The organism is Solwaraspora sp. WMMA2059 (assembly GCF_027497315.1).
Taxonomy (GTDB): domain Bacteria; phylum Actinomycetota; class Actinomycetes; order Mycobacteriales; family Micromonosporaceae; genus Micromonospora_E.
This window is the reverse complement of the sequence record NZ_CP114908.1, coordinates 4516240-4538014: the sequence shown is the minus strand read 5'-3', so window position 1 is coordinate 4538014 and position 21775 is coordinate 4516240. Positions and strand designations below refer to the sequence as shown.

The window sequence follows — 21775 nt, the reverse complement described above, 5'->3', positions numbered from 1 at the left end:
TGATGTCGTCCGGGGTTCACCCGGCAGACCTCGAACCGGCATGGATCAGCGAGCGCACTTATGTGACCCGCCGCAGGCTGACCAGGATCGACGCGCCGGTCATGTTGTCGCTGATGGTCTGTCTGCTGACACTGATCCCGTCGCACCTTATTCTGCCCGGAATGACCGATCTGGGGCGCCCGGCGTTGGTCGTGGCGATCCTGATGTGGTTCTGGTGGATGACGGCCCGGCTCAACTCGCGGTTGGTGCTCACCGGACCGCAACCGCTGCGTTGGGCGATCCTGGCCTTCCTGCTGTCGATGCTGCTGTCGTACGCGGTCGGCTTCCTCCGCGGGCTGACCGTGATGGAGGCGAACTCGGCGGACCGCTGGATGCTGACCGCAGCGGCGATCTCCGGGGTGATCCTGTTGACCGCCGACGGCATGCCCAACTGGGACCGTCTTGACGGCGTATTGCGGGTGTTTGTCTACTGCTGTGCCTTCGTCGCCGTGGTCGGGCTGATTCAGGCGTTCTTGTACTTTGATCTTACCCAGTACATGCGGGTGCCTGGTTTGCAGATGAAAGGCTGGGTCGTCGGCCTGGAGATTCGTGGCGGCGGCGTACGGGTGCCCAGCACGACCTTCCACTACATCGAGTTCAGTCTGTTGATGGCGATGGCGCTGCCGTTCGCGATCCACTTTGCACGTTTTTCGGCTACTTCCCGACAACGGCAGATGTTCGCATTCCTGGCATTGCTCATCGCAGCGGCGATCCCGGCGACGATGTCCCGGACCGGATTCGTGGCGTTGGCGATCGTGCTGCTCGTCCTGATGCCCAGCTGGGCGTGGCGGATGCGCTACAACATGATGGCGCTGGGTCTGGTCATGTTCGCCGGAATGGCGGTGGCGAAGCCGTCACTCGTCACCACGATCACCAACATGTTCCTCGGGGCGAGCACAGACCCGAGCATCACCTCGCGGACCGAGCGGTACGACATGGTCGGGTACTACTTCACCCAACGACCGTGGTTCGGGCGGGGGACCGGGACGTGGGTGTCCCCGCAGTACCAGTACCTCGACAACCAGTGGCTGGCCTTCGCCCTGACCAACGGGGTGATCGGGGTCGTGGTGCTCGCCGCGCTGCACGTCACCGCGATCGTCGTCGCGCTACTCGCCCGGCGCAGGTCGACGTCGGAGCGTGACCGGCACCTATGCTCGATCCTCGTCGCGGTGCAGCTGGTCGCGATCGCGGCAGGCTTCACCTTCGACTCGCTGAGCTTCAGTACCTACGCCACCGCGATGTCGTTGATGGTGGGCATGTGCGGCGCTGTGTGGCGGCTTAGTCACCCGGCGTTGAGGGTGCGGACGTCCACGCCCCGGTGGTTCGGTTCGTAACGAAGCCGGTGCCGGTGCCCGAGAAACCCGGTTCATTGGCCACCCCGGTCGTCGATCCGACATCTCAAAGAACGTCTATCAACTAACCGTGTGAATGCGGATCATTACGCGTTGCCCTGGGCCCGGTTGTCCGAATGGGTGATGGGTGGGCTGTCCGGGTCGCGCCGAGGGTCAGATACATGCCCGGTTGTGAGGTTGACTCACGCTGGTAGCGTCGGCGCTGCGTAGCTGGGGGAGGCACGCGGTATCGCGTCGGGCTGGCTCCTGAAGGGACATTCGGTGAGAGCGGGCGTATCTCAATTTGTAGATCGCGGCCGGCGGCACTTCGTCGCCGTCGCGACCGCCATCGTCATGATGGCGACCCTGATGATCGCGATGCCGGCGGCATCTGCGTCCACCGATCCATGCGCACCTCCGATCAACGTGATCGCCTGTGAGAACAGCAAGTCGGGAACGCCGAGTTCGGTGTGGGACATCTCCGGGGTCGGTGACCCCACGATCCAGGGCTTCGCAACCTCGATAAGCGTGAACGCCGGGGAACAAATCGGTTTCAAGGTGCGCACCGAGGCGTCCGCGTACACGATCAAGGTCTACCGGCTCGGCTGGTACGGCGGCGACGGCGCACGCGAGTGGGCGACCCTGACCCCGAGCCTGCCGTTGGCGGCCAACGCCGACGCTGACTGTGTGCACGCCACCGACACCCAGATCTTCGACTGTGGCACCTGGCAGGTCGGTGCAACCTGGGACGTACCGGTCGACGCCGTCTCCGGGGTCTACATCGCCCGGCTCGTCCGCTCGGACACCGGCGGCGACAGCCACATCCCGTTCATCGTGCGCGACGACACCAGCACCTCGAAGTTGGTGTTCCAGACCTCCGACACCACCTGGCAGGCGTACAACCGCTACGGCGGTGCGGACTTCTACTGGGGGGAAGGCCCGACATACCGCGCCTACAAGCTCAGCTACAACCGGCCGTTCGCCACCCGGGGCGCTCAGCAGGGGCGCGACTTCCTCTTCGCCAACGAGTATCCGATGATCCGGTTCCTGGAGCGCAACGGATACGACGTCAGCTACATCAGTGGGCTCGACGCGGATGTCCGTGGTGAGTCGCTGCTCAACCACGAAGTGTACGTCTCCGTCGGGCACGACGAGTACTGGTCGCCGCAGCAGCGGGCCAACGTCGAGGCGGCCCGCGACGCCGGGGTGCACCTGGCGTTCTTCACCGGCAATGAGGTCTACTGGAAGGTCCGCTGGGAGGACAGCGTCGACGGCAACGGTACGCCGTACCGCACGCTGGTCTGCTACAAGGAGACCTGGGACAACGCGCGGATCGACCCGTCGGACGAGTGGACCGGCGTGTGGCGTGACCCGCGCTTCCCGACCGGCGAGCTGCGTGAGCCGGAGAACGCGCTGGTCGGCAACCTCTACATGGCCAACAACACCGACCTGGCCATGCAGGTCCCCGCCGAGCAGGGCAGACTGCGGTTCTGGCGGCACACCGGTGTGGCCGAGCTGGCTCCAGGCCAGACCGCCACCCTGGCACCGCACACCGTCGGCTACGAGTCCAACGAGGATCTCGACAACGGCTTCCGGCCGGCCGGCACCTTCCGGCTCTCCACCACGACCGGCCACACCCCCGAGTACCTCGTCGGCTACGGCCCGGAGAACAAGCCGGGGGAGACCACCCACCACATGACGATGTACCGGGCGCCGAGCGGTGCGCTGGTCTTCGGCGCCGGCACCATCCAGTGGGCGTGGGGGCTCGATGCCTACCACGACGGCGGCTCGGGTGCGCCGGCCGACGACGCGATCCAGCAGGCCACGGTCAATCTCTTCGCCGACATGGGCGCGGCCCCGACCACCCCGATGAGCGGGATCGTGGTGACCGGTGAGTCCGCCGACGCTCTGGCGCCCAACGTGACGATCACCGGACCGACCGACGGCAGCGCCGTGGCCCACGGCGCGCCGGTCACGGTCACCGGTACCGCGTCCGACGCCGGCGGCGGGCTGGTCGCCGGTGTCGAGGTCTCCACCGACGGCGGCGGCACCTGGCACCCGGCCACCACCGGTACGCATTCCTGGACGTACGAGTTCCTGCCCACCGACACCGTCTCGCAGGTGGTGCTGGCGCGGGCAGTCGACGACAGCGGCAACATCGGCGCCCCGTCCGACCCGGTCGCCCTGTCGGTATCCGGGCCGTACTCGCTGTTCGGCCAGGCGGTGCCGGACACCCCGGCGTTCGTCGAGACCGACAACGGCCGACCGGACGGCGAGCCGCTGAGCACCCAGCCGGCGGTCGAGGTCGGCGTGCGGTTCACCCCCCAGATCGACGGTCTGATCACCGGCCTGCGTTTCTACAAGGGCGAGGGCAACGGTGGCGAGCACCGGGGCACGCTCTGGACCAACGGCGGTTCGGTGCTGGCCACGGCGGTGTTCACAGACGAGACCGAGACCGGCTGGCAGCAGGTCAGCCTGTCGACCCCGGTCCCGGTCTCCGCCGGTACCAGTTACGTGGTCTCCTACTTCGCGCCGGAAGGCCGGTACGCCAGCGACGGCGGCTACTTCCTGACCGACCACGTCTCCGGCCCGCTGCTGGCGCCCGCCACCGAAGGCACGGTGGGCAACGGCGTCTACCGGGAGGACGAGGCGGGCTTCCCGAACAACTCGTGGGGTTCGACCAACTACTACGCCGACGTGACCTTCGTGACCGCCGACGACGCGCCACCCACGGTGTCGTCGACGGTGCCGATCGCGGACGCGGCTAACGTGCCGGCTGACGTGACCCCGTCGACCGTATTCAGCAAGCCGGTCGACGAGGCCAGCATCGACTTCACGTTGGTCGGCCCGGCCGACGAGCCGGTGCCCGGTGCCGTCAGCTACGACGCCGCGGCCCGCCGGGCCACCTTCACCCCGGTGGTGCCGCTGACCGAGCAGACGACGTATACCGCGACGGTTACCGCACGTGACGACGCCGACGTGCCGATGAACGCGCCGTACTCGTGGTCGTTCACCTCGAGCTTCTCCGATCAGGTGGTGACCCTGTTCGAGCCGGACGTGGTCCCGCAACATCCCTCGGTCGGGGAGAGCGACCCGGTGGAGGTGGGCGTCAAGTTCACTCCGTCGGTGGACGGTGAGGTGGTCGGGATGCGGTTCTACCGGGGGCCGGGGAACGTGGGTAGTCAGGTCGGTCGGTTGTGGCCGGTCGGTGGTGGTGCGCCGCTGGCGGAGGTGACGTTCCCGGAGGGCGGCGGTACGGGTTGGCAGGCGGCGGCGTTCGCCGAGCCGGTGGCGGTGTCGGCGGGTACGACGTACGTGTTGTCGTACTATGCACCGAACGGCAACTACGCCTACGACCCTGGATTCTTCGACTCCGGCTACAGCCGTGGCCCGCTGAGCTCCCCGACGGAGAACAACGGCGTGTTCAACTACAACGTCGGCGGTGGCTTCCCCACCCAGACGTACGGTGCGGCGAACTACTGGATCGACCCGTACTTCCTGCCGACCGATACGCTCTCGGAGCCGACACCATCCCCGTCGCCGACCGGCAGGCCGGGCGAGGTCGGACCGGCGGTCACCGCGACCGTACCGACGTCCGGGGCCACCGGCGTGGCGGCCGAGATGGTGGCCTCCGCCCACTTCGACATCGACATCGACGAGTCGTCGCTGGAGTTCGAGCTGTTCGACGCGGCGGCCGAGCCGGTCGCCGGCACGGTGGCCTACGACCAGACGACTCGACTCGCGACGTTCACCCCGGACACCGCGCTGCAGTCGTTGCACACCTACACCGCCTCGGTACGGGCCAGCAGCGGCGGGGTGCCGATGGCGCAGCCGCACACCTGGTCGTTCACCACGACCTTCTCCGACGACGTGGTGACCCTGTTCGAGCCGGACGCGGTCCCGCAGCAGTCGTCGGTCGGTGAGAGCGAGCCGGTGGAGGTGGGCGTCAAGTTCACTCCGTCGGTGGACGGTGAGGTGGTCGGGATGCGGTTCTACCGGGGGCCGGGGAACACCGGTGGCCAGGTCGGCCGGTTGTGGCCGGTCGGTGGTGGTGCGCCGTTGGCGGAGGTGACGTTCCCGGAGGGTGAGGGTGCGGGTTGGCAGGCGGCGGCGTTCGCTGAGCCGGTGGCGGTGTCGGCGGGTACGACGTACGTGTTGTCGTACTACGCGCCGAACGGCAACTACGCGTTCGATGCCGGGTTCTTCAACTCCGGTTACAGCCGTGGCCAGTTGAGTGCCCCGGCGGGGGACAACGGTGTCTACCGGTACGGCTCGGGCGGCGGGTTCCCCACCGGGACGTACAACTCGGCGAACTACTGGGTCGACCCGCTGTACGTCCCCGGTGCCGGTGGGGCCGACCCCGACCCCACGCCGACCACCAGTCCGTCACCGGCCGGACCGTCGCCGACGCCGTCGACGGGACCATCGCCGTCGACCGAGCCGAGTCCGACCGTGGAGCCGACCCCGACCGGCTCGCCGTCGCCGAGCCCTGAGCCGACCCCGAGCCCCGACCCGTCGGCGCCACCGGTCAGCATCTTCGGCCCGGAAGACGTGCCCGCGGCGGTGAACTGGGCCGACGAGGACGCGGTTGAGGTAGGGGTGCGGTTCCGCTCCGACGTCGCCGGCCAGATCACCGGTGTCCGGTTCTACAAGGGCCCGGCCAACACCGGTACGCACCGTGGCTCGCTCTGGACGGCGGAAGGTGTCCGGTTGGCGACGGCGGAGTTCACCGACGAGACGGAATCCGGCTGGCAGACGGTCACTTTCGACCAGCCGGTGCCTATTCTCGCGAACACCACCTATGTGGCCTCATACCACACGTCGGTCGGCCAGTACGCCGTGACCGCCAACCAGTTCGCCGAGACCGAACTGGACCGCTCGCCGCTGCATGTGCTGGTCGGCGGGGGTGCGTACCACTACGACCCGTACGGCTGGGTGTTCCCCGGCCACTCGGTCAACCACAACTACTGGGTAGATGTCGTGTTCACGCCTAACTCTTGAGGACAGTCGCGGCGAAGCCGTTGAATCATCGGCAGGGCGGCTTCGCCGCGACTGAAAGGGACACTAGGTGCGTATCCTCACTTGCCTGCACACGATGGAGATCGGCGGAAGCCAGATCAACGCCATCGAGATCGCGGCGACCGTGGCCAAACTCGGGCACGAGGTGATCATCTACGGTCCGGACGGCGAGCTGCGGAGCATGGTCGACGAGTGGGGCCTGGAGTTCGTCCAGGCCCCACCGAAGGGCGAGGCGCCGTCACCGCGCAACGTCGCCGCCATCGCCGCCGTGGTCCGGCACCGCCGCATCGACCTGGTCCACGCCTACGAGTGGGCGCCCAGCCTGGAGGCAGCCTACGGCGCGTACCTGCGCCAGGGGGTGCCGCTCGTGGTCACCGTGCTCTCCATGGAGGTCCCGGCCTGGGTGCCCCGGCACCTGCCGCTGATCGTCGGCACCGAGCAGATCGCCGCCCAGGAACGCCCGCACCGGACCGAGGTGCACGTCATCGAACCGCCTATCGACACCGACGCCAACGCCCCGGTCGCCGATCCCGGGCCGGCCCGGCGTGCCCTCGGCATCGCCGCCGACGAGATCGCCGTGGTGTCGGTTTCCCGGTTGGCGGCGGCACTCAAACTCGAAGGACTGCTCGCCGCGACCCGGGCGATGGTCGGCATCGACCCGGCGCTGCGGATGCGGCTGCTGATCGTCGGTGACGGCGAGGCCCGCGCCGAGATCCAGCAGACGGCCGACAAGGCCAACGCCGAGCGGGGCGCAGAGGTGGTCACCCTCACCGGCGCGATGCTCGACCCGCACGACGCGTACGCCGCCGCCGACATCGTCATCGGCATGGGGTCGTCGGCGTTGCGCGCGATGGCCTTCGCCAAGCCCGTCGTCGTGCAGGGCGAGCAGGGGTTCTGGCTGCCGCTCACCCCGCAGACCCTGCCGGTCTTTCTCGATCAGGGGTTCTACGGCCTCGGCGACGGCACCGACGGCACCGACCGGGTCGCCGCCGCGCTCACCGAACTCGGCACCGCCGACCCCCGGCAGCGGGCCGAGCTGGGCGAGTTCGGCCGCCGTACCGTCGTCGAACGGTTCAGCCTGCAGGCCGCCGGCCGGCGGCAGACGGACATCTACGCCCGCGCGGTGCAGCAACGGCTGAACCTGCCGCGCCGGGCCGGAGCCATGGCACATCCGACCGCCCATCTGCTGAACTTCAAGGCGAGCCTGGCCCGGCAGCGGTTCGCCGCCGGCCGGACCGGGGCCGGGAGCGGCAGTGACGGCTGACGCAGCGGCACCGGCCCCGCTCGGTGCCCGGGTCAAGCGCGCCCTCGCGTGGAGCACCCTGAACAGCATCGCCCTGCGGATCGGCAGCCTCGGTGTCGGCGTCCTGCTGGCCCGGCTGCTCGCCCCGGAGGAGTTCGGCGTCTTCGCGGTCGCGTTGACCGTGCAGACCATCGTGATGTCCCTGGCCGACCTCGGGATGAGCGCGGACATCATCCGGCACGGGGTGCAGGGCCGCGCCGGCACCGTCACTACCATCTCGTTGCTGACCAGCCTGGGCCTGGCCGGTGCGATGTCGCTGGCGGCCGGGCCGGTGTCGGCGGCGATGGACAGCCCGCAGGCCACCCCGGTGGTGCAGGTGATGTCGTTGACGCTGGTGCTCAGCGGCCTGTCGGTGGTGCCGTACGCGGTCATGCAGCGGGAGTTCCGCCAACGTGCCCAGCTCGGCCTCGACGGTGCCAGCCTGGTGGTGAGCACCACCGTCACGGTCGCCCTGGTGCTGCTCGGTTTCGGAGCGATGTCGCTGGCGATCTCCCGGGTGGTGGCCCAGTCGATGGTCACCGTGATGCAGTTCGTCCTGACCCGGTCCCGGCCGACGTTCGGGTTCGACCCGGCGGTGGCCCGCAGCCTGATCCGGTTCGGCGTGCCGTTGGCTGGCGCCAACGTACTGTCCTGGGTGGTGATGAACGTCGGTCACCTGACCGTCGGGGCCACCGCAGGAACGGTGATGCTCGGCCTCTACACCCTGGCGTTCAACATTTCCACCTGGCCGATGAGCGCCCTCGGGGTGGCGATCCGGGCGGTGGCACTGCCGGCCTTCGCCACCGTGACCGACCCCCGGCGTAAGGCCGCCGGATTCGTCTCGGCCGCCGCGTTGACCTGGACCGTCGCGCTGCTCGTCGGCGTACTGCTGTCCGGGTTGGCCAGTGTCGTGGTGCCGTTGCTGTACGGCCAACGCTGGTCGATGGCGGCCGACGCGCTGGCCGGTCTGGCCTTCTTCGGGGCGTTCCGGGTGCTGTTCGACCTGGTGGCGACCTTCCTGATCGCGGTCGGTGCGAGCCGGGCATTGTTCGTCGCCCAGGTGGTCTGGCTGGCCGCGCTCTTCCCCGCGGTGATCTTCGGCGTGCGCTGGTACGGCCTGGTCGGTGCCGGCGTCGGGCATGCGCTGGTCTGCGCGTTGCTCATCCTGCCGATGTACGCGGTCGCGCTGCGTCGCCACGGGGTCCGGCTGCGGGCGTTGGGCGGTGCGCTGGTGCTGCCGCTGGTCGTGGCGGTGCCTGCGGTGGCGCTCGGCCTGCTGGTGGTGCGTACCGTGCCGGGCGCGCTGTGGCAGTTGCTGGCCGGCGGTGCCGTGATGACCGTGGCGTTCGCCGGGCCGTTGCTGCCCTGGCTGCGGCAGCGGTTGCGGGATCTGAAGGCGGCCGGCCAGTCGGCTGAGTCTGGACCGGCCGACCAGTCGGCGGAGCACGGGCCGGCCGCCCCGGCGCAGCCCGGTCCGCCACCTCCGGAGCCACCTGCCCCGACGACGCCGCTCGCCACGGCTGTCCGACCCTGAAAGAGGTTGACGTATGTCAATGTCAGCTCGCCGGGCGCTGCTGCCCCGCACCCGGGTCCCGGCACCCGTCCCAGCCGGCGACCCGGCCCGTACCCCCCGGGTCTCGGTGATCATCCCGAGCTACAACTACGGGCGGTTCCTGCCGTCGAGCGTTGGCAGCGCCCTAGCCCAGCAGGGCGTCGAGATCGAGGTCGTCGTCGTGGACGACTGCTCCACCGACGACACCCGGCAGGTGCTGGCCACGCTCCAAGCCGATGAACCCCGGTTGGTCGTGGTGCACAACGAGACCAACCACGGCCCGTGTGTGGCGTTCAACGACGGGCTGGCGGTGGCCACGGGGGAGTTCGTTGTCCGGCTCGACGCGGACGACCTGCTGACCCCGGGGGCACTGGCCCGCGCGGTGCGGCTGTTTGACAAGTTCCCCGAGGTCGGTCTGGTGTACGGCCACCCGGTGCACTTCGATGGTGAGGTGCCGACCGAGTTCCGTTCGGAGGCCACGGGTTGGACGATCTGGTCCGGCGAGGAGTGGATCGCCCAGCGGTGCCGGTTGGGCGTCAACTGCATCACCACTCCCGAGGCCGTGGTCCGGGCCAGCGTCTACGCCGAGGTCGGCCCGTGGGACAGCCGGATGCGGTACGCCTGCGACATGGAGGCCTGGATGCGGGTGGCAGCGGTCTCCGACGTCGGCCACGTCGACGGTGCCGATCAGGCCTGGCACCGGGAACACGCGGCCAGCGTCAGCGTCACCGCAGCGTCCGGGCGGCGGACCGACCTTATCGAGCGGCGGACCGCCTTCGACGTGCTGTTCGGCGGTCCCGGTGGCAGCTTGCCCCGGGCCCGGGAGCTGCACGACCTGGCCCGTCGGGCGCTGGCCACCGAGGCTCTCGAATCGGCGTGTCATGCCTACGACCGGCGACTGACCGACCATGAACCGGTCGATTGGTACGTGGAGTTCGCCCGGGAGACGTATCCGGCGGCAGAGCAGCTACCGCACTGGGCGGGGCTGCAGCGGCGTCGGGCGATCGGTCCACGGTTCGCCCCGCTGGTGCCGGGTTTCGCCGCCAGCGTGGTCGGGCGCCGACTGCGCAACGATGCCCGCTACCGCACCTGGAGCCGGTACGGCGTCTGACCAGGCCGACCGGTGCGGGCCGGACAGCTGACCGGGCCGACCGGTGGCGGGACTTTGGCGCGGCTGACGGGTCGGTGGGTGCGTTCCGCGCCGGTGGTCAGCCCGTGGTCAGCCCGTGGTCAGCCGGTGGTGAGCCGGTGGTGAACAGCGGGCGGTAGAAGGCGGTGAGGTCGTGACGTAGGCCGGCGACGGTGTAGCGGTCCCGCACCGCAGCCGAGGCGGCACCCGCCCGTCTGGCCAGTTCCTCCGGCTGGGTGGCCCAGGTGGCGCAGGCCTGTTCGACGGCGCGGGCGAAGGCCAACAGGTCTCCGTCGGGCACCGGCGCACAGTGGGCCGGATCGAAGAACTCGCGACCGGCCAGGCCCGGATAGCCGACCACGTACGCGCCGCAGGACATCGCCTCGGCGGGTGGCATACCGAACCCCTCGCGGTCGCTGAAGCTCAGGAAGATGGCGCAGTCACGCATGATCTCCGCGGTCTGTTGCTCGGTGCGTCCGGCGATCCGGGTGACCTCCCAGCCGTCCAGCACCCGGCGGGACCGCAGTATGTGCAGCAACTGGTCGCGTTCGTCGGCCCGCCGGTGCCCGACGTACGCGATGCGTCGTCGCCTGGGCCAACTGCCGAAAGCGAACACGTCGGGGTCGACCACGTTGCGCGTCAACCGCACCGGAATGTCGGGGAAGGCATGGCTGAGCAGCTCGACGTTGTCATGCGAGACGGCCAGCAGCGCGGTCATACCGGGTAGGTCGGCGTAGGGCGCACCGGGGCGGGTGTCCGGGTACGGGATGTGGTCGAAGGTGTCGTACGCCCGTTGGTTGAACACCACGAGGCGTGGCCCGGTCGGGATCGCGGTCAGACCGGGTCCGTACCACTCGGGGACGACGAGGATGTCGGTCGGGCCGAGGCAGGCGCTCGCGGCCGCGACGACGGGTGTCTGGTTGGCGAACCAGGTGCAGCGGAACGCCGGGTCCTTGTGCATGACGTACGCCCGGACGCCCATGTCGTTGAGCAGGTCCACATGGCGATAGATGACCCGTACCCCGCCGCTGGGCCGCGGGTTGTCCGGCGCGAGGTAGTAGACGGTCGGTGTGCCGGTTTGTACGTCGGTGGTCCGGAAGGTTGGAACCTGCCGCCGGTTGATCTCTGCCGCCGTCATACGGGACTGGACCAGGCCCTTGGCCTGGTCCGCGAGTCGGTTGATCACGTGAGAACTCCGTGCAGCGGGGGGTCGGGGTACCGGCGCGATCGTACCTGGGCGCCACCACTGCTGCGCTACTGTCGGTTGCCGGACAGCGCGTTGCTGAACGCGGAAAGTGGCGGGCAAAGCGGGCGTTTGTCGCCGACGGCTGTTGGTAGCATCGGACTCTCCGCTCATCGTGGTTGTCCGACTACTTCTGGTTGAATCACTGGCGCCGGTAGGTGCCGTACAAAGGGGCGCCCATGGTCGTCGCCGCCACGTCACGTCGGCGCTGGATCTTGATCGTCAGCATGATCGTCCTCAGCGCGCTCGGCGTCGCGGGCACGGCATGGGCGATCAGCGTCACGGCCCGAGGCCCGGTCGCCGCTGGGATCGCCCCCGGCACGGTCGCGACTGCGGGCGGTGCCGGTGCGACGCTGCGCCCGGTCGACGGCGGCCCGGACTTCTACGACCGCTTCTCCCCGTCCCTGCCCACCGATGCGGGGTTCTTCCCGATCGGGGTCTGGCTGGAAAGCGTCACCGACCCCGCCGACACCGCCAAGGACGCCGAGATCGGCCTCAACACGTACGTCGAGTTGACCGGCACCACCAACCTCGACCTCGTCCGAGCCGCTGGGATGCACACGATCACCAGCCCGATCGGCGAACACGGTGACGAGACCGGCGGCTGGCTGATCTCCGACGAGGCCGACATGTGGGCGGGGCCGGGCGACGATCCCTGGACTGGCAACTTTCCTGGGCAGGGTGATATCTGCCAACCGGCTGACGGCGAGTGCGGCTATACCGTGCAGCGCGACATCCTCGACCGGCTCCCGGACGACCAGCGACTGCGGATGGCCAACTACGGCAAGGGAATTGCGTTCTGGCAGAGCGACGCCGATGCCGCCCGCTTCGTCAACGAGTTCGCCGACGTCGTGTCGGTCGACACCTACTGGTTCACCGACCGTGGCATCTGCGGGCACAGCGAAGGCGGTCGGTTCTTCGACCCCGACCAGCTCACCACCGTCGACGGAGCCGAGCGGCTGCCCGCCGAGCTGTGCCACCGGGCCGCGAACTACGGCCGTACCGTCGACCGGGTCCGGTCCCTGGTCTCGCCGCCCGGCAGCCGACCGGTCTGGAGCTTCGTCGAGGTCGGGCGTCCGTTCAACGAGGAGCACTACCCGACGATCGCCCCGGAGCAGGTCGTCGCGGCGGTGTGGAGCAGCATCATTCACGGCGCCCGAGGGATCGTCTACTTCAACCACAGCTTCAGCGGCCCCTGCCAGAGCCAGCACGCCCTGCGGGAGCCCTGCTATGCGCCGGTGCGGTCGGCCGTCGCGGCGGTCAACGCCCGGATCACCCAGCTCGCGCCGGTGCTCAATGCGCCGTACGCCGACGGGGTGGCCAGCGTTTCCGCCGGCGTCGACCTGGCCACCAAATGGTACGACGGCCATTTCCACCTGCTCGCCGGCTCGGCGGGTGGCAGCGTCGCCGAGGCGACGTTCCAACTGCCGTGCGTCGGTGACGCCCGGATCACCGTGCTCGATGAGGACCGCACCCTGCTCGCCGACGACGGTCGGTTCACCGACTCGTTCATCGACGGCAACGCCGTGCACGTCTACCGGGTCGACGGCGGTTCCAGCTGCGGCGCGTACTGACCGGTCGCTCAGCCGGTCAGCGCGGTGATCGCCGCCCGGCGAAGTTCCAAGGGCGTCCGCGACTTCGCCGAGATCATCACGGCAACGTCGTCCGGGCCGATCCCGGCGACGAAACGGGCCACCGACGACTCGTCGAGCGGCACCTCGTCCCAGTACGCGTGGCACCGGCTGCCAGTCGCGGCGTACCCGGTCGCCGCCCGGCCACCGAGCACCTCGTCGACGTAGACGCCGTACAGCGTCCACTCGGAGAAGTGCAGTTGTGCGCCGACGACATCGACCCACCGCCGCCCGGTGACCGACTCGATCCGCTGCAGCAGCCCTCGGACGATCTGCGGATCCCAGGCCAGCAGGGACGAGACATAGTCCGGGTAGGGCGGCGGCTGCGCCGGCAACCCCAGCAACGCGCGGGCCACCTCGTGCCACCGGACATGTCGGGGCAGCCGCTGGTCGACCTCGTCCGGTTGGCGGTAGAACCGTACGACGTCGTCGCGGCGGAAGGTCGCTGCGGAGAACGGCCGGACGAACTCGATGTCCGAGTCGACCAGCACCACGACGTCCGCCGGGATCCGGGCCGCCGCCGACAACTTGATCACCTGTTGCAGGATCCAGCCGCGTAGCGGCGGGAACGGCCGGCGCAGGTTCACCGAGTACTTCGTCCCCGGCAGCGACCGGACCGACGACGGCAGGAACTCGGCCTCGTCGTGCAGCACCGTGCGGTCGCCCCGCAGCGCGCCGAAGCGGGGCAGGTCCGCCCGGGGCACGATGATGTGATGCCGCACCGAGGCGGGTGAGTGGGCCAGCACCGAGCGGTGCAACGCGGCGCACAACTCGAAATCCGGGCCGAAGCTCGGGGTGACCACGGCAAGCTCCGTCAAGATGATCTCCTTCGTCGGGTCACCGGACCACCGCCGGTGACCAGGCATCGTGCACCAGTACCTGCGGTGCTCCCGAACCGTCCGCCGGGACCTGCCACACGTCGCTGGTCGCCGCACCGCCGTCCGCGTCGCGGGGCAGCCCGTAGACGACGTTTCCGTCGTCGAGCCACTCGACCTGGTCGTCGACGCTGCGGGTCTCGGCCAGCACGGTCTCGGTGCCGGTGGCCAGGTCGTAGACGGCCAGCCGCCACTGGCCGGGCGGCAGGTCGCCGCGCTTCTTGAACACCACCCGGGTCCGGTCCGGTGACAACGACGGGCACTCGGCGTCCTCCCGCAGCGCGTCGACCCGGCGCCCGCCGATGCTCCCCTCGACCAGCCAGGTCCGGCCACCCGAGGCGGCGGTGGCGTAGAACCGGTCGTCGTCGGCGAAGGTGACCCCCCACAGGTTCTTGTCGACCGCGGTGACCAGTTCACCGTCGACGTAGAGCGGGAACTGTTCGATGTCGCCGACCATCTCGCCGTCGGTGCGGGTGATCACCGTACGGGTGGAGAACTCGCCCGGGTTGGCGTAGGAGTCGCCGGCCACGAACGACGTCGTCGCGGCCAACGTACCGTCGCGCGACAGCCGGGCCCGCGACGGGATCCCGGTGAACGGCAGGTCCTGCTTCGGCTCGAACCCGGTGTCCAGCAGCTGCGCCCGGTACACGGTGAGCAGCCCACGCTCGGCGGACAGGCAGATGGTCTGCGAGTCGGTGGCGTACACCCGCTCGCAGCTCGCCCCGGTCAGCGCCCGCGGACCGTCCGGGTCACTCAGCGGCGTCATCGCGATCTCGCCGTAGCCGGTGCCCAGCGCGGTGGAGCGGAACACCAGGTGCGCCTCGGCGCGGACCGCAGCCACGTCGGCTCGCACCGGCACCGGGCTGGCGTCGGCCTGCACCCGGGCCTGCGACTGCCGGACCTGCCACACGTACCCGCCGGCGCCGAACGTCACCAGCAGCACGATCGCGGCGAGGACCGCCAGCCGGACCCGCAGCCCCATCAGGACCCCCCACCCGCCGGTACGGCGTCGCCGGCCGCCGGAGCCCGGTCCACGCCATGCAGCAGCCACCAGGCCGTCGGGATGCCGCCGGCCAGGACCGCCGAGAAGACCAGCACCGCACCGGCCGGACCGGTCACCGACCACAACAGACCGAAAGCGACCGACGAGACGAACCGGGTCAGCACCACCACCGTCTGCGCGGCGGCGATCCCGCTGCCCCGGGCCGGGGCCGGCACCAACCGGGCGACCAGCGCCGGCAGCACCCCGTCGGTGGCGGCGTAGAAGACGCCGAGCAGCAGCAGCACCGCGACGGTCAGTCCGACGCCGCCGGCCGGCACAGCGGCCAGCAGGTAGCAGGCGAGCAGCGCGCCGTGCCCGGCAACCATCACCTTCGCCCGGCCGACCCGGTCGGCCAGCCGGCCCATCGGCACCGCCAGCAGCAGGTACGCCACGTTGGTGCCGACGAACAACAGCGGGAAGTACAGCGCGGCGAAGTCGTCGCGGTCCTGCAACGTCAGGTAGAGGAAGCCGTCGCCGACGGTCGACAGGCCGAGCAGCCCGGCGGCGAGCAGCGGCCGGCGCAGCCGCGCACCGGTCACCTCGGCCACCATCCGCCGTACCCCGAACCGCACCGCGCCCACCGCGGTCGACAGGTTCGGCACGAACAGCACCAGCACCGCCACGCCGACCACCGCGAACGCGAACGACACCAGGAACACCGAGTCGTAGCTGCCCGGGACAGCGGCGAGCAGGGCGAACGCCACCAGCGGCCCGAGCGCGGCGCCGAGCGTGTCCAACGCCCGGTGCACGCCGAACGCCCGCCCCAGCATCGCCGGGTCCGACGAGGCCGCGATCAGCGCGTCCCGGGGCGCGGTGCGCAGCCCCTTGCCGAGCCGGTCCGTGGTGATCACCGCGGTGATCGCGGCGAACCCCTGGGCCGGCACCATGGCGATCCGGCTCAACGCCGACGCGCCGTAGCCGACCACCGCCACCCACTTCGGGTGCCCACCGCGGTCCCCGGCGTACCCGCCGGCGATCCGGACCAGCGCGCTGACCCCCTGGTAGACGCCGTCGAGAAAGCCGTACGCCACCGGGCTGAGCCCGACCACCACGGTCAGGTACAGCGGCAGTACCGAGGCGACCATCTCCGAGGAGACATCGGTCAGCAGGCTGACCGTGCCGAGTAGCAGCACGGTGCCGGACACCCGCCGGCCGACGGCCCGGCCCGGGGTGCCCGAGTCCGCGCCGGGCCGGTCGCGCAGGGTGACGTACACGGTGGACTGTCCGGTCAACCCGCCAGCGCGGCGGCCAGCACCTCGACGACCCGGTCCTGCTGCTCGGCGGTCAACTGCGGGTAGATCGGCAGCGACAGCAGCTCCGGCGCGGTCGACTCGGCGTGCGGGAACGACCCGGCCGGGTAGCCGAGATCGGCGAAGGCCGGGGTCAGGTGCACCGGTACCGGGTAGTGAATGCCGGCACCGATCCCTGCGGCGTTCAACACGGCCAGCACGGCGTCCCGCCGGGTAGCCCCGCCGGGCACCCGGACACAGTAGATGTGCCAGACGTGCACGTTGCCGTCCAGCGTCACCGGCCGGACCACGTCGAGGCCGGCCAGCAGCTCGTGGTAGCGGGCCGCGATGGCGCGCCGTCGGTCGTTCCAGTCGGCCAGCCGGGCCAGCTTGGCCCGCAGCACCACCGCCTGCAGCCCGTCGAGTCGGCTGTTGAAGCCGACCACCTCGTGCACGTACTTGCGGACGCTGCCGTGCGCCGACATCCGCCGGACGTCAGCGGCGAGCTGGGCGTCGGCGGTGACCACCGCGCCGGCGTCGCCGTACGCGCCGAGGTTCTTGCCCGGGTAGAAGCTGGTGGCGGCGATCCCGTCGGCACCGGCGCCCCGGCCGTGCCGGGTCGCCCCCTGGCACTGCGCGGCGTCCTCGACGATCGCGATCTCCTGCCCGGTGGCGGACAGGCTGGCGAGCCCGGCGCGCAGCCGGTCCACCTCGGCGAGCTGGCCGTACAGGTGCACCGGGGCGATCGCCCGGGTGGCCGGGGTGACCGCGGCCAGTGCCGCGTCCACGTCGATCAGGTACGTCGCCGGGTCGCAGTCGACCAGCACCACCCGGGCGCCGGCCCGGGCGACCGCCTCGGCGGTGGCGATGAACGTGTTCGCCGGCAGGATCACCTCGCTGCCCGGGCCGACCCCGACCGCCCGCAGGGCCAGCTCCAGCGCGTCGGTGCCGTTGGCCACCCCGACGCAGTGCGGCACGCCGCTGAACGTGGCGTACTCGGCCTCGAAGGCGGTCACCTCGGCGCCGCCGATGAACGCGGTGCCGGCGAGGACCCGCTTGAAACCGGCATCGACCTCCTCGGCCACCTCGGTGTGGGCGGCGGCCAGGTCGACGAGGGGGATGCTGCTCACGCGTGACTCCTCAACTGCGACTCGTTCGTTCGATCGGCGGGGTGGTCGGCCGGGGCGTCGGCCGGGCCGTCAACCGGGGTGTCGGCCGGGCCGTCAACCGGCGCGTTGGCGCGGCGCAGGAAGCGGGCCGGCGCGCCGACCCACACCTCGTCGGCGGGTACGTCGCGCAGCACCACCGAGCCCATGCCCAGCTGCGACCAGGCACCGACGGCGATCCCGTCGCGCAGCAGCGCGCCGGCACCGACGTAGACGCCGTCGCCGAGCCGTACTCCGCCGCCGAGGCGCGCCCCGGAGGCGATCGTGGCGTGCGGCCCGATCACGTTGTCGTGGGTCAGCACCACCTGTGGCATCACCGCGACGTGTGCACCGACGGACACCTCGGCGGTCAGATCCACCCCGGCCAGCAGCACACTGCCCGGCCCGACGGTGCAGCCGGCACCGATCCGGGCCGCCGGGTGCACCACGGTGGCGTAGCGCTGCGCTGGCAGGCCGAACCGTTCGACCAGCCGCTGCCGGGACCGGTAGTTGCGGGGGTTGCCGACGCAGACCAGCACGGCCGCGTCGGCCAGTTCGGCGACCAGGTCGGTGCCACCGATCACCGGTACGTCAACCCGCCGGCTGCCGTGCAGCGCCGGGTCGTCGTCGAGGAAGCCGCGCAGCCGCCAGGTCGGCGACACCGCGTTGACCGCCGCGACGGCGGCGGCGGTCTCCCGGGCGAACCCGCCGGCGCCGACGATCAGCAGATCCCTCATCGGCCGGCCAGTTTGCGCAGCACCGCGACGATGTGGTCCTGGTCGGCCTCGGTGAGGGCGTGGTGCAGCGGCAGGATCAGCGAGTCGCGGGTCAGCCGCTCGGTCACCGGCAGCGGGGCCGGGGTGACGTCGGCGTACGCCGGCTCCAGATGAGCGGCCATGATGCCGCGCCGGGCCGACACCCCGGCGTCGGACAGCCCGGTGAGCACGTCGTCGCGGCTCACGCCGAACTCCGGGTCGACCCGTACCCAGAACGACTGGAAGTTGGTTTCGCCGTACGCCGGGTCGACCACCGCTACCAGGCCGTCGATGCCGGCGAGCAGTTGGTGGTAGCGGGCGGCGAGCGCCCGCCGGCCGGCGACCAGGCCGGCGAGCCGACCGACCTGGACCAGGCCGACCGCCGCCTGGATGTCGGTCATCCGGTAGTTGAAGGCCGGTTCCAGGTAGGCCTCCAGCACCGGCTGGGCGCTGGCATGCCGGTCGGCGGCGGAGACGTTCATGCCGTGCTCGCGCAGCCGGCGCAGCCGGGCCGCACCGTCGGCGTCGTCCAGGGTCAGCATGCCACCCTCACCCGTGGTGATCACCTTGCGCGGGTGGAACGACCAGGCGGAGACCGTCGCCCCGGCACCCACCGGTCGGCCGTACGCGCGGGAACCAGCCGCGCAGGCGGCATCCTCGATCAGCGGTACGCCCCAGCCGGCGGCCGCCGTACGCAGCGTGGCCGTGTCGAACGGCATGCCGCCCTGGTGGACCGCGATCACCGCCCGGGTACGCGGGGTGCGTACCGCCTCGATCGTCTCGACGGTCAGGTTGCCGGTGACCAGGTCGACGTCGGCGAAGACCGGCTCGGCACCGGCGTGCCGGACCGCGTTCGCGGTGGCGATGAACGACAGCGACGGCACGACGACCTCATCGCCGGGGCCGACGCCGTGCAGCACCAGCGCCAGGTGCAGCGCGGTGGTGCAGGAGCTGACCGCCACCCCGTGGTCGGCGCCGACGACGGCGGCGAACTCGCGCTCGAACTGCGCCACCCGGGGGCCCTGGGCCACCCAGCCGGAGCGGATCGCCGCGGCGGCGGCCTGCTCCTCCTCCTCGCCGAGCATCGGCAGCATCACCTGGATGCGGCGCGGACTGGTCTCGCTCATGCCGGTTGGCTCCAGTTCCTGGTCTGCATCCGCTCCAGCGCACCGGGCTGCTCGCGCAGCAACCGCTGGAAGTACTCGAGGGTGTGGCCGATGCCTTCGGCCAACGACACGCGGGGGGCGAAGTCGACCGTCTTGCGCAGTCTGGAGGTGTCCACCCAGAGCCGGGGGACATCGGCCGGGCGCGGCGGCTCGTACACCGGTTGCAGGTCGGTGCGGCCGACCGCTTCCAGCACCGTGCGGGCCAGCAGCCCGATGGACAGCTCCTCGCCGTACCCGAGGTTGACCACCTCGCCGACCAGTTCGGTCGACTCGGCGACCCGGGCCAGCGTCTCGACGCAGTCCCGCACGTACAGGAAATCGCGGGTGACGCTGCCGTCGCCGAAGACCACCGGCGGCTGCCCGGCCAGCGCCCGCAGGATGAACCGGGGGATCACCTCGCCGGAGTCACCCTCGAAGTGCGACCGCGGCCCGTAGTTGTTGAACGGCCGGACGCAGACCACCGGCAGCCCCCAGCACTCCAGGTACGAGCGGGCGTAGTGCTCGCCGGCGAGTTTGCTGCTGCCGTAGACGGTCAGTGGCCAGGGGGTGGTCTGCTCGGTGATCGGGAACTCCAGCGCCCGACCGTAGATCTCCGAAGTCGACACGTACAGCAGCCGGGACACCTGCGCGGCCCGCGCCGCCTCCAGCACGTTGAGTGTGCCGAGCGCGTTGACCTGGTGGTTCTCCACCGGACTGTGCAGCGAGTGGCGTACCCCGAGGCAGGCCAGGTGGAACACCACGTCGACCCCGGCCATCGCGTCATGGCAGGTCTGCGGGTCGCAGATGTCGCCCTCGATCACCCGGACCGACTCGGCACCGGGGAACGTCAGATTCTCCCGGGTGCCGTTGCGGAAGTTGTCCAGCACCACGACCTGCGCGCCGAGCGAGACGAGATGCTCGGTCAGGTGTGAGCCGATGAAGCCGGCGCCGCCAGTGACCAGCACGGTCGAGTTGGCCAGGTCGACCGCGGGGGCGGCGCCGGGAGTGGCTGCGACGGTCATGCGGCGGGCTCCTCGTCCAGCGGGATCATCGTGCCGCCGGCGGCGAGGCTGCGGGTGGCGGCTTCCAGGATGGCCAGCACCCGCAGGCCGGAACGGCCGTCGGTCAACGCCGGGGTGCCGGTACGGATGGCGCGGGCGTATTCGTCGACCATGGTGCGCAGCGCCTCCCGCTCGGTCAGCGCCGGGGCGACCATGTCGCCGGAGCGATACGACACCAGCATGTCCCGACGGGCCTCGGTGCCGAGCTCGTCGGAGGTGGCGACGTCGACGCCCCGGTCGAACAGGGCGAGCCGCTGGCCCGGGTTGAGGTCGTCCCAGACCAGGGTCCGCTTCGACCCGCCGATGATCGTCGTACGGATCTTGACCGGGGACAGCCAGTTGACGTGCACGTGGGCGATCGCGCCGCTGCTCAGCCGCAGGGTGAGGTACGCCACGCAGGCCCGGCCGGCGCCGATGCCGTCGGCGCCGTGCGCCGCGACCGACACCGGCCGTACCCCTGGCGGCAGCACGAAGTCGAGAATGGACAGGTCGTGCGGGGCGAGGTCCCAGACGACGTCGATGTCGCGCTGCACCAGGCCCAGGTTGATCCGTACGGAGTCGAGGTAGTGCAGCTCACCCAGCTCGCCGGAGTGCAGCATCTCCCGGATACGCAGCACCGCCGGGGTGTAGCAATAGGTGTGGTCGCACATCAGGGTCAGTCCGCGCTGCTCGGCCTCGGCGACCAGCCGCGTTCCGTCGGCGTGGTTGGCGGCGAGCGGCTTCTCGACCAGCACGTGCTTGCCGGCGCGCAGCGCGGCGAGGGCGACCTCGAGGTGGGTGCCGGCCGGTGTGGCGATCGCCACGGCACGCACCGAGTCGTCGGCGAGTACCCGGGCCAGGTCGTCTGTCGCGCCGACCGTCGAGTAGTCGCCGAGCACCGCGCGGGCCCGACCGAGATCGAGGTCACAGAGCCAGTGCAGCCGGAACGCCGGGCTGGACATGAAGTTGCGGACCAGGTTGGGGCCCCAGTAGCCGGCGCCGATGACGGCTACGCCGATGGGCTCGTCCGGCATGGCAGGCGGATGAGTCACGGATGTCCATTTCGTCGGGGGGCATGCTGACCCGGGCGAGCCGGGCCGACCCGGGCCACCGCCGGATGGGCGCGGCCCATCGGTGGGCCCGGCGGAGAGGGTCCGTTCGGGAAGCTACCGAGCGCTGCCACGCCGACGCCAGCACTGTGACGTAAACCCGGCACAACCGCGAGGTCACGAGGTACCTTCGTCGGCCTGGGTCCACCTGTCGGCCAGTGCCGGCCCGGAGGGTCGGTCCCTTCCAGCCGGAGAGTCGGCCGCTTCGG

Annotated in this window: 16 protein-coding genes; 6 read left to right on the top strand and 10 right to left on the bottom strand. The window is 70.7% G+C overall.

All coding sequences use genetic code 11. The features are described 5' to 3' along the window. Nucleotides 1–2: 2 nt before the first annotated feature. The gene (locus O7553_RS20645) at nt 3–1373 is read left to right on the top strand and encodes an O-antigen ligase family protein (protein WP_281551336.1); all 1371 of its coding nucleotides are present in this window, start codon (nt 3–5) and stop codon (nt 1371–1373) included. 296 nt (nt 1374–1669) lie between these two features. Here the strand turns inward: O7553_RS20645 and O7553_RS20640 are convergent, their stop codons facing one another. After that, nucleotides 1670–1936: a hypothetical protein gene (locus O7553_RS20640; protein WP_281551335.1), complete on the bottom strand. Its 267-nt coding sequence runs from the start codon at nt 1934–1936 to the stop codon at nt 1670–1672. On the opposite strand from O7553_RS20640, the gene O7553_RS20635 reads away from it, so the two are divergent. From O7553_RS20635 to O7553_RS20620, 4 genes are all read left to right on the top strand, one after another. Further along, entirely contained in the window at nt 1929–6371 is a 4443-nt protein-coding gene (locus tag O7553_RS20635) for a DUF4082 domain-containing protein (protein ID WP_281551334.1), read from the top strand. The genes O7553_RS20640 and O7553_RS20635 overlap by 8 nt on opposite strands. A gap of 67 nt (nt 6372–6438) precedes the next feature. Then, entirely contained in the window at nt 6439–7653 is a 1215-nt protein-coding gene (locus tag O7553_RS20630) for a glycosyltransferase (RefSeq protein WP_281551333.1), read from the top strand. After that, on the top strand, nt 7643–9205 hold the full coding sequence (locus O7553_RS20625; RefSeq protein ID WP_281551332.1) for a lipopolysaccharide biosynthesis protein: 1563 nt from the start codon (nt 7643–7645) through the stop codon (nt 9203–9205). Before O7553_RS20630 ends, O7553_RS20625 begins: the two co-directional genes overlap by 11 nt. Before the next feature lie 13 nt (nt 9206–9218). Continuing rightward, on the top strand, nt 9219–10334 hold the full coding sequence (locus O7553_RS20620) for a glycosyltransferase family 2 protein (RefSeq protein ID WP_281551331.1): 1116 nt from the start codon (nt 9219–9221) through the stop codon (nt 10332–10334). A 97-nt stretch (nt 10335–10431) separates the two neighbouring features. Here O7553_RS20620 and O7553_RS20615 read toward each other — a convergent pair whose 3' ends face one another. Then, entirely contained in the window at nt 10432–11538 is a 1107-nt protein-coding gene (locus O7553_RS20615) for a glycosyltransferase (protein WP_281551330.1), read from the bottom strand. A 284-nt stretch (nt 11539–11822) separates the two neighbouring features. Between O7553_RS20615 and O7553_RS20610 the strand changes: the two genes are divergently transcribed. Then, on the top strand, nt 11823–13169 hold the full coding sequence (locus O7553_RS20610) for a hypothetical protein (protein ID WP_281551329.1): 1347 nt from the start codon (nt 11823–11825) through the stop codon (nt 13167–13169). An 8-nt stretch (nt 13170–13177) separates the two neighbouring features. Here O7553_RS20610 and O7553_RS20605 read toward each other — a convergent pair whose 3' ends face one another. The 8 genes from O7553_RS20605 to O7553_RS20570 are packed head-to-tail and all read right to left on the bottom strand — an operon-like array spanning nt 13178 to nt 21491. Then, nucleotides 13178–14044 carry a DUF6492 family protein gene (locus O7553_RS20605; RefSeq protein ID WP_281551328.1) on the bottom strand — a complete coding sequence of 289 codons (867 nt, stop codon included), beginning with the start codon at nt 14042–14044 and terminating at the stop codon, nt 13178–13180. A gap of 19 nt (nt 14045–14063) precedes the next feature. Further along, nucleotides 14064–15083: a hypothetical protein gene (locus O7553_RS20600; protein ID WP_281551327.1), complete on the bottom strand. Its 1020-nt coding sequence runs from the start codon at nt 15081–15083 to the stop codon at nt 14064–14066. Next, nucleotides 15083–16375 (bottom strand): MFS transporter, encoded by a 1293-nt coding sequence (locus O7553_RS20595; RefSeq protein ID WP_281551326.1) that lies wholly within the window; start codon nt 16373–16375, stop codon nt 15083–15085. Before O7553_RS20595 ends, O7553_RS20600 begins: the two co-directional genes overlap by 1 nt. Beyond that, nucleotides 16372–17502, bottom strand: a complete 1131-nt coding sequence (locus tag O7553_RS20590) for a DegT/DnrJ/EryC1/StrS family aminotransferase (protein ID WP_281551325.1) — start codon at nt 17500–17502, stop codon at nt 16372–16374. Before O7553_RS20590 ends, O7553_RS20595 begins: the two co-directional genes overlap by 4 nt. Then, nucleotides 17499–18254: an acetyltransferase gene (locus tag O7553_RS20585; RefSeq protein ID WP_281551324.1), complete on the bottom strand. Its 756-nt coding sequence runs from the start codon at nt 18252–18254 to the stop codon at nt 17499–17501. Before O7553_RS20585 ends, O7553_RS20590 begins: the two co-directional genes overlap by 4 nt. Continuing rightward, on the bottom strand, nt 18251–19399 hold the full coding sequence (locus O7553_RS20580) for a DegT/DnrJ/EryC1/StrS family aminotransferase (protein WP_281551323.1): 1149 nt from the start codon (nt 19397–19399) through the stop codon (nt 18251–18253). The genes O7553_RS20585 and O7553_RS20580 overlap by 4 nt, the downstream gene beginning before the upstream one ends. Beyond that, a complete protein-coding gene (locus O7553_RS20575; protein ID WP_281551322.1) occupies nt 19396–20439 on the bottom strand; it encodes an NAD-dependent epimerase/dehydratase family protein in 1044 nt (347 codons plus the stop codon). Before O7553_RS20575 ends, O7553_RS20580 begins: the two co-directional genes overlap by 4 nt. Continuing rightward, complete coding sequence (locus O7553_RS20570; protein WP_281551321.1) at nt 20436–21491, bottom strand: Gfo/Idh/MocA family oxidoreductase; 1056 nt, start codon at nt 21489–21491, stop codon at nt 20436–20438. The genes O7553_RS20575 and O7553_RS20570 overlap by 4 nt, the downstream gene beginning before the upstream one ends. Nucleotides 21492–21775 lie beyond the last annotated feature (284 nt).